The organism is Micromonospora sp. NBC_00860 (assembly GCF_045207375.1).
GTDB classification, from domain to species: domain Bacteria; phylum Actinomycetota; class Actinomycetes; order Mycobacteriales; family Micromonosporaceae; genus Micromonospora; species Micromonospora vinacea.
Genome location: NZ_CP108825.1, coordinates 5310417 through 5326034 on the forward strand (window position 1 = coordinate 5310417; position 15618 = coordinate 5326034).

Annotated in this window: 13 protein-coding genes; 6 read left to right on the forward strand and 7 right to left on the reverse strand. The window is 73.0% G+C overall.

The features are described 5' to 3' along the window. Nucleotides 1-50: 50 nt before the first annotated feature. The 4 genes from OH804_RS24320 to OH804_RS24335 form a co-directional block, all read right to left on the reverse strand. Nucleotides 51-1856: an ABC-F family ATP-binding cassette domain-containing protein gene (locus OH804_RS24320; protein WP_196920979.1), complete on the reverse strand. Its 1806-nt coding sequence runs from the start codon at nucleotides 1854-1856 to the stop codon at nucleotides 51-53. Nucleotides 1857-1976: 120 nt separating this feature from the next. After that, nucleotides 1977-2924, reverse strand: coding sequence for a 4-(cytidine 5'-diphospho)-2-C-methyl-D-erythritol kinase (locus tag OH804_RS24325; protein ID WP_406059716.1), 948 nt, complete (start codon nucleotides 2922-2924; stop codon nucleotides 1977-1979). Between the two features lie 86 nt (nucleotides 2925-3010). Beyond that, complete coding sequence (gene rsmA / locus OH804_RS24330) at nucleotides 3011-3880, reverse strand: 16S rRNA (adenine(1518)-N(6)/adenine(1519)-N(6))-dimethyltransferase RsmA (RefSeq protein WP_196920977.1); 870 nt, start codon at nucleotides 3878-3880, stop codon at nucleotides 3011-3013. Nucleotides 3881-3926: 46 nt separating this feature from the next. Next, nucleotides 3927-4826 (reverse strand): TatD family hydrolase, encoded by a 900-nt coding sequence (locus tag OH804_RS24335; protein WP_196920976.1) that lies wholly within the window; start codon nucleotides 4824-4826, stop codon nucleotides 3927-3929. Nucleotides 4827-4957: 131 nt separating this feature from the next. Here OH804_RS24335 and OH804_RS24340 point away from each other — a divergent pair, with 131 nt between their 5' ends. Continuing rightward, nucleotides 4958-6205, forward strand: coding sequence for a hypothetical protein (locus OH804_RS24340; RefSeq protein ID WP_196920975.1), 1248 nt, complete (start codon nucleotides 4958-4960; stop codon nucleotides 6203-6205). A 43-nt stretch (nucleotides 6206-6248) separates the two neighbouring features. Here OH804_RS24340 and metG read toward each other — a convergent pair whose 3' ends face one another. Next, nucleotides 6249-8051: a methionine--tRNA ligase gene (metG, locus tag OH804_RS24345; RefSeq protein ID WP_196920974.1), complete on the reverse strand. Its 1803-nt coding sequence runs from the start codon at nucleotides 8049-8051 to the stop codon at nucleotides 6249-6251. A 149-nt stretch (nucleotides 8052-8200) separates the two neighbouring features. On the opposite strand from metG, the gene OH804_RS24350 reads away from it, so the two are divergent. Beyond that, nucleotides 8201-9259: a hypothetical protein gene (locus tag OH804_RS24350; RefSeq protein WP_406059719.1), complete on the forward strand. Its 1059-nt coding sequence runs from the start codon at nucleotides 8201-8203 to the stop codon at nucleotides 9257-9259. Between the two features lie 31 nt (nucleotides 9260-9290). Here the strand turns inward: OH804_RS24350 and rsmI are convergent, their stop codons facing one another. After that, nucleotides 9291-10130: a 16S rRNA (cytidine(1402)-2'-O)-methyltransferase gene (gene rsmI / locus OH804_RS24355; RefSeq protein ID WP_231393438.1), complete on the reverse strand. Its 840-nt coding sequence runs from the start codon at nucleotides 10128-10130 to the stop codon at nucleotides 9291-9293. Nucleotides 10131-10271: 141 nt separating this feature from the next. On the opposite strand from rsmI, the gene OH804_RS24360 reads away from it, so the two are divergent. The 3 genes from OH804_RS24360 (at nucleotide 10272) to OH804_RS24370 (ending at nucleotide 14358) form a co-directional block, all read left to right on the forward strand. Continuing rightward, nucleotides 10272-11933 carry a dolichyl-phosphate-mannose--protein mannosyltransferase gene (locus OH804_RS24360; RefSeq protein ID WP_406066655.1) on the forward strand — a complete coding sequence of 554 codons (1662 nt, stop codon included), beginning with the start codon at nucleotides 10272-10274 and terminating at the stop codon, nucleotides 11931-11933. A gap of 365 nt (nucleotides 11934-12298) precedes the next feature. After that, entirely contained in the window at nucleotides 12299-13576 is a 1278-nt protein-coding gene (locus OH804_RS24365; RefSeq protein ID WP_406059721.1) for a VWA domain-containing protein, read from the forward strand. Continuing rightward, nucleotides 13576-14358, forward strand: a complete 783-nt coding sequence (locus OH804_RS24370; RefSeq protein WP_406059723.1) for a peptidase — start codon at nucleotides 13576-13578, stop codon at nucleotides 14356-14358. Before OH804_RS24365 ends, OH804_RS24370 begins: the two co-directional genes overlap by 1 nt. A 46-nt stretch (nucleotides 14359-14404) precedes the next feature. Here the strand turns inward: OH804_RS24370 and OH804_RS24375 are convergent, their stop codons facing one another. Beyond that, on the reverse strand, nucleotides 14405-14674 hold the full coding sequence (locus tag OH804_RS24375; protein ID WP_406059725.1) for a hypothetical protein: 270 nt from the start codon (nucleotides 14672-14674) through the stop codon (nucleotides 14405-14407). 197 nt (nucleotides 14675-14871) lie between these two features. Here OH804_RS24375 and OH804_RS24380 point away from each other — a divergent pair, with 197 nt between their 5' ends. After that, on the forward strand, nucleotides 14872-15528 hold the full coding sequence (locus OH804_RS24380; RefSeq protein WP_406059727.1) for a 4'-phosphopantetheinyl transferase: 657 nt from the start codon (nucleotides 14872-14874) through the stop codon (nucleotides 15526-15528). Nucleotides 15529-15618 lie beyond the last annotated feature (90 nt).

The following is a 15618-nucleotide window of genomic DNA, read 5'->3' on the forward strand; positions in this document are numbered from 1 at the left end:
TGTGGTGGTGTGACGCCGCACACGGGGCCCGGGCCGGCGCGCCCGGCCCGTCAGCTCTCGGGCAGGTCCTCGGCGAGGGTCATCCAGCTCTCCTCGATCCGCTCCCGTTCGGCGCGCAGATCCTTGAGCTGGGTGTCCAACTCCGCGACCCGGGCGTAGTCGGTGGCGTCCGCCGCGAGCTGATCGAGCAGCGTGGTCTCGCGCTGGTCGAGCTTGCCGAGTTGCCGTTCCAGCCGGGTCAGCTCCTTGCGGGCCTGACGCACCTCGGCGGCGGACATGCCACCACCCGAGGGGGCGGCGGGCGCGGAGGTCGAGGTGACGCCCGCCCGGGGAGAGCCGGCCCGCTCGGCGGTCCGCGCGAGGTATTCGTCCACCCCGCCCGGCAGGTGCACCAGCCGACCGTCACCGAACATCCCGTACGCCGTGTCGGTGACCCGCTCGATCAGGTACCGGTCGTGGCTGGCCACGATGATCGTGCCGGGCCACGAGTCGAGCAGATCCTCCAGCGAGGCGAGGGTGTCCGTGTCCAGGTCGTTTGTGGGCTCGTCGAAGAGCAGCACGTTGGGCTCGCCGGCCAGCAGCCGAAGCATCTGCAACCGGCGGCGTTCCCCACCGGAGAGGTCACTGACCGGGGTCCAGAGCCGGCGGTCGTCGAAGCCGAACACCTCGGCGAGCTGCGCGGCGGAGACCTCCCGGTCCCCGAGCTGGACCCGGCGGGCGACCTCCTCCACCGCTTCGAGCACCCGCAGGTGCCCGGGCAGCTCGGTGAGCTCCTGGGAGAGGAACGCGGGCCGCACTGTGGAGCCGGTGCCGAGCCGGCCACCGTCGGGACGGGTGATGCCGGCGAGCATCCGCAGCAGCGTGGTCTTGCCGGCGCCGTTCGCGCCGAGGATGGCGATCCGGTCGCCGGGGCCGACCAGCCAGGTGACGTCGCGGAGGATCTCCTTCGGGCCGGCGTGCAGCTCGACGTTCTCCAGGTCGTACACCTGCTTGCCCAGCCGGGAGGTCGCCATCCGCTGCAACGACATGGTGTCGCGCGCCGGCGGCACGTCGGCGATCAACGCGTTCGCGGCGTCGATGCGGAACTGCGGCTTGGAGGTCCGGGCGGGCGGGCCACGGCGCAGCCAGGCGATCTCCTTGCGGAGCAGGTTCTGCCGGCGGGCCTCGGTGGCGGCGGCGACCCGCTCGCGCTCGGCGCGGGCGAGGGTCCAGGCGGCGAAGCCACCCTCGTAGGCGCGGACGGTCTGGTCGGCGACCTCCCAGGTGGTGGTGCAGACCGCGTCCAGGAACCACCGGTCGTGGGTGACCACGACCAGGGCGCCCCTGCGGCCGACCAGGTGCCGGGCCAGCCAGTCGACACCGCCGACGTCCAGGTGGTTGGTGGGCTCGTCGAGGATGAGCAGGTCGGATTCGCGGACGAGCAGCGCCGCGAGCGCCACCCGGCGGCGTTCGCCACCGGACATCGGGCCGACCGGCTGGTCGAGGCCGAGGTGCGGCATGCCGAGGCCGTCGAGGATGGCCCGCACCCCGGCGTCGCCGGCCCACTCGTGCTCGGCGCCCATGCCCTCGTCGAGCCAGGCGGTGCCGAGCACCACGTCCCGGACGGTCGCCTCGGGGGCGAGGGTGAGCTGCTGCGGCAGCCAGAGCACGCGCAGGTCACGGCGGTGGGTCACCCGGCCGTCGTCGGGGTCCTCCTGCTTGGTGAGCAGCCGCAGCAGGGTGGACTTGCCGGCGCCGTTGAGGCCGACCACGCCGATCCGGTCGGCGTCGTCCAGGCCGAGCGAGACGTCCGTGAGCAGCCGCCCGGCGGCGCCGTACCCCTTGGACACCCGGTCCAGATTGACGATGTTCGCCACGTTCCACCCTTCATGATCAAGGCGTCCCGGTGCCGGCGGGCACCTGGACGCCTGTCCCAAGGGTACGCGGACGCCCCGAACGTCCGCGCCGCGTGCCAGCGGCCCCGGTGGGACGCGTCGTCAGCCGACGCGGGCGCCGGCGACCGGACCGTGCGCGACCCGCGCCTCGCGGCAGACGCCCGCGGCGGTCAGCTCGGCGGCGATCCGCTCCGCGTCGGCCGCGTCGCCGGCGAGGAACACGCAGGTCGGGCCGGAGCCGGAGACGATCCCGGTGAGCGCGCCGGCCGCCTCGCCGGCCTTCAACGTGTCGGCCAGCGCCGGGCGCATGGCCAGCGCGGCAGCCTGGAGGTCGTTGCCGAGCGTACGGGCGAGCACCCGGGGGTCACGCTGGCGCAGCGCGCCCAGCAGGGCGTCGGTGCTGCCCAGCGGGGTGCCGGCGGCACCGGAGTCGCGGAGCCGGTCCAGCTCCCGGTAGGCGGTCGGGGTGGACAGGCCGGCGTCGGCGATCGCCACCACCCAGTGCCAGGAGGTGGGGCGGGCCAGCACCGGGCTGATCGCCTCGCCCCGGCCGGTGCCCAGCGCGGTGCCACCGTAGATCAGGAACGGCACGTCCGAGCCGAGGTCGGCGGCGATGCCGGCCAGTTCGTCGCGGGACAGCCCGGTGCCCCAGAGCGCGTCGCAGGCCACCAGCGCGGCAGCCGCGTCGGCGCTGCCACCGGCCAGCCCACCGGCGAGCGGGATCTGCTTGCGCAGGTGCAGCCGGGCGTGCGGCAGCACCCCCGCGTACCCGGCGAGAGCGTGCGCGGCGCGGATCACCAGGTTGGTGTCGTCCAGGGCCAGCTCGCCGGTGCCCTCACCCTCCATGGTCAGGGCGAGGGTGTCGCCCCGGCGGGCGGTCAACTCGTCGTAGATCGAGATGGCGTGGTAGATCGTGTTCAGCTCGTGGTAGCCGTCGCGGCGCAGCGGACCCACCCCGAGGTGCAGGTTGACCTTCGCGGGCACCCGCACCCGCACCGGGCCGATGGCCCCACGTGGCTCGTCGTCGTCCGGTCGCCAGGCCTCGGTCACGGGGTGATGTCCCGCAGGTGCAGGCGGATGTCGAACGGCTTGGCCACGATCAGCTCCTCGGCGTCCTCGGCGGGCACGGCGTCAGCCTACTTCGCGGCCGGCGTACCGACCGGAGCCGACGCGGCGATGGCGGCGAACTGCTCGACGGTCAGCGACTCCCCACGGGCGCCGGGGTCGACGCCGGCGGCGGTGAGCGCGGCGGCCGCCCGGTCCGCGCCGCCGGCCCAGCCGGCCAGGGCGGCGCGCAGCGTCTTACGGCGCTGCGCGAACGCCGCGTCCACCACTGCGAAGACCCGCTCCCGGGGTACGTCGGAGCGGGGCGGCTCGTGGCAGGTGAAGGCGACCAGGCCGGAGTCGACGTTGGGCACCGGCCAGAACACGTTCGGCGGCACCTTGCCGGCACCCCGGGCCTGGGCGTACCAGGCGAGCTTCACCGACGGGATGCCGTACACCTTGGAGCCGGGACCGGCGACGAGCCGGTCGGCGACCTCCTTCTGCACCATCACCAGGCCGTGTCGCAGGGTGGGCAGCACGGCGAGCAGGTGCAGCACCACCGGCACGGCGACGTTGTAGGGCAGGTTCGCCACCAGCGCGGTCGGTGCCGGGTCGGCCAGCTCGGCGGCGGCGATGCGCAGCGCGTCCGCGCGGTGCACCGTGAGCCGGGCGGCGTCGGCTCCGGCGTGCCGCGCGACGGTCTCCGGCAGCGCCCCGGCGAGCACCGGATCGATCTCCACGGCGTGCACGTGCCCGGCCACCGGCAGCAGCCCCAGGGTCAGCGAGCCGAGCCCGGGCCCCACCTCCAGGGCCACGTCGTCGGGGGTCAGGCCGGCGACGGTGACGATCCGACGCACTGTGTTCGGGTCGTGCACGAAGTTCTGGCCCAGCTTCTTGGTGGGCGCGACGCCCAGCCGGGCGGCGAGTTCCCGGATCTCCGCCGGGCCGAGGAGACCGGTCATGGCTGGCAGCGTAACGACGGGGTCGGTGCCGACCGTCGGGCCGGGCTCACCACGGGCCGAAGGCCCGGTCGCCGGTGGCGGAGATGGCCGCGCACAGCTCGTCCAGGTCGCTGCCGGTGGTCGCGGCGAGCGCGCGGACGGTGAGCGGGATCAGGTACGACGCGTTGGGCCGGCCGCGGTACGGCATCGGGGTGAGATACGGGGCGTCGGTCTCCACCAGCATCTGGTCCACCGGGGTGAGCGCGGCGGCCTCGCGCAGCGCCGTCGCGCTGCCGAAGGTGACGGTGCCGGCGAAGCTCAGCAGATAGCCGCGGCGGACGCACTCACGGGCGAAGTCGGCGTCACCGGAGAAGCAGTGCAGCACCACCCGGTCGGGGGCGCCCTCGTCGTCGAGGATCCGCAGCACGTCGGCGTGCGCGTCGCGGTCGTGGATGACAAGCGTCTTGCCGTACCGCTTGGCGATGGCGATGTGCGCCCGGAAGCTCTGCTCCTGCGCGGCACGTCCCTCGTCGCCGGTCCGGAAGAAGTCCATACCGGTCTCGCCGATCCCCCGGACGCGGTCGCGGGCGGCGAGTGACTCGATCTCCCGCAACGCCTCGTCGAGGTCACTCAGCCGGGGCGCCTCGTTGGGGTGCAGGGCCACGGTGGCCAGCACGGCGGGGTACCGGTCGGCGGTGTCCGCGCCCCACCGGGAGGAGGCGACGTCCACGCCCACCTGGACCAGTCGGTCCACGCCGACCTTCGTGGCCAGCGCGATGGCCACGGCCACCGGGTCGTCGGCCGGGCCGCCGCCGGGCACGCCGGCCTCGCTGACAGTGATGTCCAGGTGGGTGTGGCTGTCCAGCACCGCCCGGGGCAGCGACTCGGGGGCGGGCGGAAACTCTCCGGCCCGCCGGGCGGCACGCTCGCGGCGGGATTCAGTGGGCTCGCTCATCAGCGACAGCATCACACACCGGGCCTGTCCATCTGCCCGCCACCCGACGTTCACCCCGACTACGCCGCGCGACTCTACGGTCACCACCGAGCGGACGCGACAGGTTGCAAACCCCATCTCATCGAACAGAGGGACATGACGGCATGAGCGTCACCCCCCGAGCCGATGGCACCGCCGGCGAACGGACCGGCCTGCACGTGGCGTTCGGAGGCGGCGTGTATCCGGCCGAGGAGATCGCCCGGGGCGCCGCGTACGAGTTGTTCAGCGCCGACGAGGTGGCCGGCTTCGAGTGGGCACCCCGCCCGGGCAGCGCCCTGCCGTGGCGCCGTTTCGTGCACGTCACCGAGGTGACCGCGGTGCACGGGGCGACGGAGCCGGTCGACGAGCCGGAGACGCCGCTGCTGATGCCCGCCCATCGCGAGCGGGGTTGGGCGTACCTGCACCAGCTCAGCCAACAGCCGGCGGCGGCGGGCGACCCGACGCTGGCGATGGCGCGCGCGTCGGCTGTGGTCCGGCGGGGCACCCGGATGATGAAGGTGCTCTCGGCCCAGCAGGTTGCCGGCTACCTACGGGGTTGGCTGCCACACGGCTTCTGCTACCGCGAGCACGACGTGGCGCACCTGCGTACGCCGGCGGCGACGACGGTGCTGCGTACCGACGGGGACGCTGGCCGGGACGGCCCGGACGTGGCGTACGCGCTGCGCTGGCGGGCGTCCGACCCGGGCGACTACGACGTGCCGGTGGGCCCGGCGCACCGGGGCCTGACCGCGCTGCCCTCACGGGACCGGCTCGGCGCCCCGGTGCTCGGCACCGGCTTCGTGCCCAGCAACGGTCAGCTGATCCCGGAGTTCATCACCCGGGACTTCGCCGACCTGCCGATGCCGGCGAACGCCGCCCTCATCGCCTACCCGGCGGAGGGGGTGGAGGTGGTGCTGTACACCTACCAGGCCGAGCAGCGCGGGTGGCTGCGGATGGTGGGCCCGCAGTGGCGGCACCTGCTGGCCGCGGTGCCGGGTCTCTCCCCGGATCAGGAGTACGTGCCGAACGCCGACGCGCCCCGCTCCACGCAGTTGGTCGGCATGTACGGCGACAGCGAGTACGAGGCGGTCGCCGACCTACCCGGCGGGTTCCGGGTGCTGGCGATGACCAGGGCGGCCCGTTACCCGGTGGAGGCGGTGGCCCGCCGGGTCCGGTTCGCCGCGTGGCGGGGGGTGCTGTGCCTGGTGCTGCGGGAGGAGGCCGGCTGGCTGCGGGTGCGCCTGCGCTACCCGAACCCGGACACCGTGGTCACCACCGGCGCGCAGTGTCAGGAACGTGGCGTCTACGAGGCGTGGGCGCCGGGCGCCGAGGTGACCGACGACCAGGTGATGGACACCCGGTACGCGATGTGACGGCGCGCGGCGGCAGGGCTTCCCGCCGCCGCGCGTCGTACGTTCAGTCGGCCAGCCGGGCCAGCTCCTCGTCGACGATCGACGGGTCGAGCTTGCGGAAAACCGGCTTCGGCACGGCCAGCGGGCGGCCTGCCTCGATGGACACCGACTCCCAGCGCGCGCCGACGGTGTAGTCCCCGGTGAGCACCGGGTACGCCGGGCCGCCGTCCAGGTCGTCGACCTGCTCGATCACCGGCATCGGCGCGTGTACGCCGGTGCCCCCGAGCAGCTCGTGCACCTGCTGCGCGGAGTGCGGCAGGAACGGGGTGAGCAGCGTGTTGGCGTCGCTGATCACCTGGAGGGCGACGTGCAGGATGGTGCCCATCCGGGGCTTGTCCGCCTCGTCCTTGAGCTTCCAGGGCGCCTGCTCGGAGAGGTACCTGTTGGCCTCGGCGACCACCTTCATGGCCTCACCGATCGCCTGCTTCTGCCGGTGCCGGCCGATCAGGTCGCCGACGGTGGTGAACCCGGCCCGGGCGACGGCGAGCAACGCCTCGTCGGCCTCGGTGAGCCCGGCCGGGTCGACCGGCGGGATCGCCCCGAAGTTCTTCGCGGCCATCGAGACGGACCGGTTGACCAGGTTGCCCCAGCCGGCGACCAACTCGTCGTTGTTGCGGCGGAGGAACTCGGCCCAGGTGAAGTCGGTGTCGTTGCTCTCCGGGCCGGCGGCGGCGATGAAGTAGCGCAGCGCGTCGGCGTCGTAGCGCTCCAGGAAGTCGCGGACGTAGATGACCACCTTGCGGGACGAGGAGAACTTGCGCCCCTCCATGGTCAGGTACTCGCTGGAGACCACCTCGGTGGGCAGGTTGAGCCGACCCAGCTCGCCCGGCTCACCGTCGCGGGAGCCCTCGCCGGAGTATCCGGAGAGCAGCGCCGGCCAGATCACCGAGTGGAAGACGATGTTGTCCTTGCCCATGAAGTAGTAGGACTGGGAGTCCTTACCGGCACCGTCGGTGGACCACCACTTCCGCCACGCGTCGGGGTCGCCGGAGCGGCGGGCCCACTCGATCGACGCGGACAGGTAACCGATGACGGCGTCGAACCACACGTAGATCCGCTTGTCCGACCGGTCGCGCCAGCCGTCGAGCGGGATCGGTACGCCCCACTCCAGGTCACGGGTGATCGCCCGGGGCTGGAGGTCGTCGAGCAGGTTGCGGGAGAACCGCAGCACGTTGGGCCGCCACCCCTCGCGGGTGTCCAGCCACTGCCGCAGCACGTCGGCCAGGGCCGGCAGGTCCAGGAAGAAGTGCTCGGTCTCGACGAACTTCGGAGTCTCCCCGTTGATCCGCGACTTCGGGTTGATCAGGTCGATCGGGTCGAGCTGGTTGCCGCAGTTGTCGCACTGGTCACCGCGGGCGCTGTCGTACCCGCAGATCGGGCAGGTGCCCTCGATGTAGCGGTCGGGCAGGGTACGCCCGGTGGACGGGGAGATCGCGCCCATTGTGGTCTTCGGCACGATGTAGCCGTTGCGGTACATCCCCTCGAACAACTCCTGCACCACCGCGTAGTGGTTGCGGGTGGTGGTGCGGGTGAACAGGTCGTAGGAGAGACCGAGGCCGTGCAGGTCCTCGACGATCACCCTGTTGTACCGGTCGGCCAGCTCGCGCGGGGTCACCCCGTCGGCGTCGGCCTGCACCTGGATCGGGGTGCCGTGCTCGTCGGTGCCGGAGACCATGAGCACGTCGTGGCCGGCCATCCGCATGTACCGGGCGAAGACGTCGGAGGGAACGCCGAAACCGGAGACGTGGCCGATGTGGCGGGGGCCGTTGGCGTACGGCCAGGCCACTGCCGCGAGAACGTGACTCATGAGCAGTGAGCCTAGTGACAGGTCCGGGGCGTTCGCGAACCAATGGGGGGTGCCCGACCGGCGGACCGGTCCGACCACCTCGCCCGTTGGTCCGATTTGTCGCCGACACGCGGCTCAGCTGCCCGTTTCACCTCCTGGGGCGGTGTGCAATGAACGTCGTGACGGGCAGAGGAGCGGCGCGGGACCACGAGGACCGTCCCACCGGGCCGGCGGTCGGCGGCGACCCGGAGCCGGAGCACGCCGCGCCCCGGGTCGCCGGGGTCGCACCGCAGCCCCGGCTGGTGCCCAACGCCGACCCGGGTGCGCAGCGGCCCACCCCGGCGGGAAGATCCGCCGCACCGGCCCGCCCCGCACCGGCGGCGCCGTCGCCCACCCCGACCCGTCCGACCCCCGCGGCACCCGTGCCCAGCCCGGTCCGGCCCGGCTCGTCGGGCCGGCCGGCCGGCTCGGTGCCGGGCGGCGGGGAGTCCGTCGAGGTGGAACCGACCACCGGCGCGCCGGTGGACGCGGTGCCGCGTCGGGTGCCGGTCCGGCAGCAGGGCCGCCGGCAGCGCGACCACCGGCCGGACGGCGACCCGGCGGACGACGACGGCGCTTTCTGGGCACCGATCGAGCAGGTGCACTGGGACGGCACCCCGGTCCGCAAGGACCCGGCACCGGCGCGGTTTCGCGGCTTCCAGCTGGCGTGGCGCCGGACACCCAGCCGCACACCCCCACCGCCGGATCCGCTGCCCGGGCTCGCCGCGCTGGTGGGGCTGAGCCTGGCCGCGGCCTTCTTCGCCTGGGTCAGCGCCGGCCCGTTCTGGCTCGCGGTCGGGCATGCCCGGACGGGCACTGTGGTGATCGACGACTGCTCCGGTGGCGGGCTCACCCAGCGGTGCCGGGGGATCTTCACGGCCGACGACGGGCGGTTCATCGCCCATGGTGTCCGGGTCAGCGGCGTGCCCGTCGAGGAGAGCGCGGCCGGTACCCCGCTGCCGGCGCGGATGACCGGCCCGGACAGCGGCACCGCGTACGCGGACGTCGGCGTGGGCCGGCACCTGCTGTGGCTGCCCGGTCTGCTGGTGGTGCTGGGCTGCACCGCCGGCATCGTCCGGTGGACCGGGTCGTCCCGGCTGCCCGGCCGCCGGCACCGCCGCTGGGCGGTGGCCGCCGCCATCGCCGGCCCCATGCTGATCACCGTCGGCTTCCTGGCCGCCGCGTGGTGACCCCGTGGTCAGGCGGCCCCGACCACAGCGGTCAGCTGTGCACGATCGTGTAGACGTCCCGGCGGCGCAACGCGTACTCGGTAGCGACGTCGGTGATGGCGTCCCGGCGGGACCGGCCGGCGGCCTCCCGCTCGGCGACGGCGGCGCGCAGGGTGTCGTCGTCGGGGCGTTCGGCGGCGGTCACCGGCGCTCCGGCCACCACCACTGTGATCTCTCCGCGCGGGTCTCCCTCGCTGGCCCACCGGGCCAGCTCGCCGAGGGGGCGGCGGAGCACCTCCTCGTAGGTCTTTGTGAGTTCGCGGCAGACCGCGGCCGGCCGGTCCGCCCCGAACGTGTCCGCCAGGTCGGTGAGCATCGCACCGATCCGGTGCGGGGCCTCGAAGAAGACCAGGGTGCGCTCCTCGGCGGCGAGCGCGCGCAGTCGGGATCGGCGGCCCCCGGGGGTACGGGGCAGGAAGCCCTCGAAGCAGAACCGGTCGCAGGGCAGCCCGGAGACGGCCAGCGCGGTGGTGACCGCGCTCGGCCCGGGGGCGACGGTGACCGGTGCTCCGACATCCAACGTGGCGCGGACCAGCCGGTAGCCGGGGTCGGAGACGCTCGGCATCCCACCGTCGGTGACCAGCGCCACCACGTACCCGCCGAGGATGGCCTCGACCAGTTCGGGGGTGCGCCGCTCCTCGTTGCCCTCGAAGTAGGAGACGATTCGACCGCCGACGGTGAGGTCGAGGTCGCGGGCCAGCCGGGTGAGCCGGCGGGTGTCCTCGGCGGCGACCACGTCGGCGCTGACCAGCACCTCCCGGAGTCGGGCCGAGGCGTCGGCGGGGTTGCCGAGTGGAGCACCGAGCAGAATCAGGCGCCCAACTTCGGACATTTCACCCACGAATTCGTCTCCTTCACTGACTGGGAATACCGGTATCAGGGACGACGGACGCCACCGGACACCTTGGCAGCCTACGATCGCCGGGTGACGAGTGCGTCGACAGCGCAGAGCCCGAGCGCCGATCCGGACAAGATGATCCAGGTGACGGGCGAGCCCGGTGCCACCCAGGAGCCGACGGCACCGAGCGCCGAGGGCGGCGGGGTGGCCGCCATGGTCCGGCGACGGTTCGCCACCGTCGACACCCAGGCGGACCGGTTCTCCTGGCTGGCCACGGCGGTGGTGGTGGCCATCGCGGCGATCGTGCGCTTCGTCGGGCTGTCCAGCCCCAAGGGCAAGATCTTCGACGAGACGTACTACGCCAAGGACGCCTACGGGCTGATCTCCCGTGGCGTGGAGTGGAACTACAAGGACAACGTCCCGTCGTACGTGGTGCACCCGCCGCTGGGCAAGTGGTTGATCGGCATCGGCGAGTGGGCGTTCGGCTATCAGGACGCCGATTCCAAGGTCTCCGTCCCCGGGCACCTGATGACCACCGCGCCGGAGTTCGGCTGGCGATTCTCGGCGGCCGTGATCGGCACGCTGTCGGTGCTGCTGCTGGTCCGCATCGGTCGGCGGATGTTCCGCTCGACGGTGCTCGGCTGCGCGGCCGGCCTACTGCTCGCCCTGGACGGCTTCCACATGGTGCTGTCCCGTGCGGCCCTGCTCGACATCTTCCTGCTCTTCTTCGTGCTGGCCGCGTTCGGCGCGCTGGTGCTCGATCGGGACGCCCGCCGTCGGCGCTGGGCGCGGGCTCTGGACGACGGGCTCGACCCGAGCCAGCCGGGCCGGGCCGGCCGGCCGCCGACCGGTTGGCGCACCTGGCCGTGGTGGCGGCTGGCCGCCGGGGTGCTGATCGGCTGTGCCTGCGCGGTGAAGTGGAGCGCGCTGTACTTCGTGCCGGCCTTCGCGCTGCTGGTGCTCTTCTGGGAGGTCGGCGTCCGCCGCTCGGCGGGGGTCCGCCGGCCCTGGCGGGACACGCTCGTCGACGAACTGCCCTGGCTGGTGCTCGCGGGCGTGCTCATGGTGGGCACCTACATCGCCACCTGGTCGGGCTGGCTGCTCACCGACGACGGTTACTACCGGCTCGCGTCGTCCTACCCGGGCGCTCCGCTCAGCGATCGCCCGGTGATCGGTCCGCTGATCAACCTCTTCGAATACCATCGCGCGGCGTACGGCTTCCACGCCCAGCTCGACGACGCGCACAAGTACCAGTCGTGGCCGTGGCAGTGGTTGCTGCTGGGCCGGCCGGTGGCGTTCCACTACGCCAACAACGGCGTCTGCGGCGCGGCGACCTGCTCCTCGGAGATCCTGCTGCTCGGCACCCCGCTGCTCTGGTGGTCGTTCCTGCCCGCCCTGGTGGCCCTGGTCTGGCTGGGTGTGGCCCGTCGGGACTGGCGGGCCGGCGCGATCCTGCTCACGGTGGCCGCCGGGCTGCTGCCGTGGTTCTGGTTCGCCCTCGACGGCCGGACGATGTTCTCGTTCTACGCCGCGCCGGCGGTGCCGTTCCTGGTGCTGGCCGTGGTGTACGTGCTGGGCGCGCTGATCGCGCCCCCCGGGGGTGACGTGGGTGCGGTGGCGCCACTGGTGCCCGGTGACCCGAGTTACGAGCGCCGACTGGTGGGCAGCATCGCGGCGGGGGCGTACGTGCTGCTGGTGGCGGCCTGCTTCGCGTACTTCTATCCGATCTTCGTCGGCCGGGTGATTCCGTACTCGGACTGGCTGTCCCGGATGTGGCTCGACGGTCGGTGGATATAAGCACCGACAGGCGACGCGCCGCACAGCGCGACGGAAGAAGGGCCCGCACGCCGAAGCGTGCGGGCCCTTCTTGACAGAGACGCGCGCCCCGATCGCCTGCCACGGGGGAAGCGGGCGATTGGGGCGCGCATGAAGAGCTTAACCACCGCGCACCACCGGCACAACGGGTCGACTTGGGTCAGATTTCCGACGGATGCTGGCCGAGCCGACACCTTTCCTCGCACAGTTGACCGAGGGTGACCTGCCGTGGACCCAGAGCGCGGGCACGGCCGGTCCGAGGTGGCCCCTGACCCGGCCGGTGTCGTCGGTTCCGGGCCTCGCCACCCAAACGATCATCCAAAGTGGATCTCACTACACTGCGGGTCGTGATCAACTTCAGACGATCGACGGCGGTCCTTCTCGGACTGCTGGCGACCACCGCGCTGGCCGGGCCGGCCCAGGCCGACGAGGAGCCGACGCCCGAGCCACCCCGGGTCGAGCTGGTGCTCGACGTCAGCGGGTCGATGCGCGCCGCCGACATCGACGGACGCACCCGGATCGCCGTCGCCCAGCAGGCCTTCAACGAGGTAGTGGACGCGCTGCCCGAGGAGACACAACTCGGCATCCGGGTGCTCGGCGCGACCTACCGCGGCAAGGACAAGAAGGTCGGTTGCCAGGACACCCAGCAGATCGTGCCGGTCGGCCCGGTGGACCGGACCGCCGCCAAGGCCGCAGTGGCGACACTTCGGCCGACCGGGTTCACCCCGGTCGGGCTGGCGTTGCGCTCCGCCGCGCAGGACCTGGGCACCGGGGCCACCACCCGGCGGATCGTGCTGATCACCGACGGCGAGGACACCTGCGCACCGCCGGACCCGTGCGAGGTGGCCCGGGAACTGGCCGCCCAGGGCACCAGCCTGGTCGTCGACACCCTCGGCCTGGCTCCCGACGAGAAGGTCCGCCGGCAGCTACTCTGCATCGCCAGCGCCACCGGCGGGACCTACACCGCCGCGCAGAGCGCCGAGGAGTTGACCGACCGGATCAAGCAGCTCGTCGAGCGGGCGGGCGACACGCACACCAGGGCCCCGACCGTTGTCGGCGGCACGAACGCGTGCGACTCGGCGCCGCTGCTCACCCCCGGCGTCTACGCCGACCGGGAGGCGTTCTCCGAGCATCGCTACTACCGGGTGCCGATCCGTCCCGGGCAGGAGCTGCGGGCTTCGGTGAGCATGGCGCTGGACCGTGCCGTCAACCGGGACTACGGGGTGCTGCTGCGGGCCACCGCGGCCGACGGCCGGGAACTCGTCCGGGGCGCGGACGCGGGCAGCGGACGGACCGACGTGCTCTCCGCCGGGCTGCGCTGGTCGGCCACCGCCGACGACGAGGATGCCGCCGACACCGAGGAGAGCGCCGCGCCGGTCGTCGAGCCCACCACCGTCTGCCTGGTGGTGAGCAACTCGTTCGCCCCGCGGCCCGGCACCGCGGCGACCCCGGGCATGCCGGTGGAGTTGACCATCGACGTGGTCGCCGCCGCACCCGCACCCGACGGACCGGACCTCGGCCGGGGCTGGGTGCTGCTCGCCCTGCTCACCGTCGCCGGGCTGATCACCGGCCTGCTCGCCGGCCTGCTCACCCGCTGGTGGGTCGCCACCTGGAGGGAGAACTGATGCGTACCGCACCGTTCCGGTCGACGGCGGCGCTGCTCGCCGCCGGCGGGGTCGCCCTGCTCCCCGCCGCGGCCGTCGCCGCACCGACCCCCTCCCCCGGTGCCACGCCCGTGAACCGGGCCGGCACGTCGTTCCTCACCGCCACTCCGATCACCGCCGGTCAGCCGGTACGGGTGGACGCCTCGATCGGCGACCACCTCTACTGGTCGTTCCCGGCGACGGCCGGCCAGGTGCACGAGATCACCGCCACCGTCACCTTCCCGAAGGGACGCAGCGGCGCCTCCACCTGGACCGTGGACGTCTTCGACGGGCTGCGCCGACGCCAGGCGTGCACGGCTGGGGCGCAGACCCCGACCGTGGACGCGAAGGCGTCGAACGTGGTGCTGGGCTGCACACTGCGCGAGGTGCGGCCGTGGGCGGAGCCCTGGTCGGCCGATCCACTGCCCGGCACGTACGTCATCCGGCTCTCCGTGATCGACCTGCCGGAGCCGGATCTGGGTGCGCCGGTCGACGTCGACCTGTTGGTCGGCACCACCGCCGACCGGGGCGCCTCGGCCGACGACGGCGAGTTGGCCGCGCCGCTGGTGCCGAACACGAAGGCCGGCACCGTGCTCAACGCCGTACCCCCGGTGGACGCGGAGGCCGACGACGAGGGCGACCCGCTGACGGACTGGTTGCCGGATCTCGGCTCGCGCTGGGTCTGGACCGGCATCGGCGGCGCGCTCGCCGCGGTGGCCGGCGTGTTCGGTTTCGCTGTGACCCGGCGGCCTCGACGTCGCTGAAACGCCCCCTCTGGTGGCCCCGCCCAGCGGCGGGGCCACCAGAGGCTCAGCTACGCCGGGAGCCTCGCGGCAGCCAGCCGAAGAACCGGTCCTGGAGCGACATCACCGGGGCCGCGCGCAGGTCCTCGGTGGCGGCGGCGAGGCAGGAGCCCAGATAGACGCTAAGCATGGCCCGATCACTCCCGTACTCCGCCAGCAGCCGGGTGCGCTTCGTCGCGCACGGCCACTCGTCACCGCAGGAGCCGCAGCTCCAGCAGGGGGTCTTCGGGGCGTGTTCGTCAGCCCGCACCCCCGGCCGTTCCAGACCATCGGTCATCGCGCGTCCTTCCAGATGTCCACGGGACTGGCGGCTGCCGTGCCGGCCAGCATTGATGGTGGTCCCCCCGGAGCCATCAGAGAGGCGCTGCGCGTCCCTCCGGTGTTACATCCTTGCGGTACCTTCGGCGGTCGTGGGAGTCGGAAATTTGACGGTTAACTTGCTGCGTCATTCCTACCGACCAGTAGGTCACCGGAATGCGTGACCTGCTGCCATCGACTGTCGCCGTCGCCGTCGCCGGACCCGAGGACTGGACAGGCGAATTGCTCCCCGCTGAGCAGGCATGTCTCGGCGAGCGGGCGGTGCAGACCCGTCGGCGGGACTTTGCCGCAGGAAGGATTTGCGCCCGCCGGGCCTTGCACGACCTCGGCCTGCCGACGACCGCCGTGCCGGCCGCCGCCGACCGCGCGCCGGTCTGGCCGGCCGGGGTGGTCGGCAGCATCACCCACACCGCCGGCTACTGCGCCGCCGCGGCGGCGCACACCACCGACATCCGGTCCGTCGGGATGGATGCCGAGCAGCATCGCGAGGTCAATCCGGGAGTACGCCGACTCGTGCTGCTGCCGGAGGAGGAGGCCGCCTGCGCCCGGCTACCCGGCGGCACCTACTGGCCGGTCGTGCTGTTCAGTGCCAAGGAGACCGTCTACAAGGTGTGGTACCCGGTGGTCCGCAGCTGGTTGGACTTCCACGACGCCCGACTCGACATTGATCCGGATGCCGGCACGTTCACCGCCCGGATCGCACCGGCCCGGGTGGACGCGGCGCGGGACCACGACGCACCGGCATCGATCACCGGCCGCTTCGTGATCGCCGACGGGTTGGTCCGCACCGCCGCCGCGCTTCCGCTGCGCTGACCTCGTCTGGTTACTCACAGCAATGGATGGGATACCGATCCACATTGGCGTTCGGTAATCAGCCGACCACCGTCCATGCTGGCCAGTGCG

Coding starts and splice junctions, on each gene's coding strand:
- rsmA (WP_196920977.1), bottom strand. CDS start 3,880: ATGACCGGTCTCCTCGGCCCGGCGGAGATCCGGGAACTCGCCGCCCGG.
- OH804_RS24335 (WP_196920976.1), bottom strand. CDS start 4,826: ATGCTGTCGCTGATGAGCGAGCCCACTGAATCCCGCCGCGAGCGTGCC.
- OH804_RS24340 (WP_196920975.1), top strand. CDS start 4,958: ATGAGCGTCACCCCCCGAGCCGATGGCACCGCCGGCGAACGGACCGGC.
- metG (WP_196920974.1), bottom strand. CDS start 8,051: ATGAGTCACGTTCTCGCGGCAGTGGCCTGGCCGTACGCCAACGGCCCC.
- OH804_RS24350 (WP_406059719.1), top strand. CDS start 8,201: ATGAACGTCGTGACGGGCAGAGGAGCGGCGCGGGACCACGAGGACCGT.
- rsmI (WP_231393438.1), bottom strand. CDS start 10,130: ATGTCCGAAGTTGGGCGCCTGATTCTGCTCGGTGCTCCACTCGGCAAC.
- OH804_RS24360 (WP_406066655.1), top strand. CDS start 10,272: ATGATCCAGGTGACGGGCGAGCCCGGTGCCACCCAGGAGCCGACGGCA.
- OH804_RS24370 (WP_406059723.1), top strand. CDS start 13,576: ATGCGTACCGCACCGTTCCGGTCGACGGCGGCGCTGCTCGCCGCCGGC.
- OH804_RS24375 (WP_406059725.1), bottom strand. CDS start 14,674: ATGACCGATGGTCTGGAACGGCCGGGGGTGCGGGCTGACGAACACGCC.
- OH804_RS24380 (WP_406059727.1), top strand. CDS start 14,872: ATGCGTGACCTGCTGCCATCGACTGTCGCCGTCGCCGTCGCCGGACCC.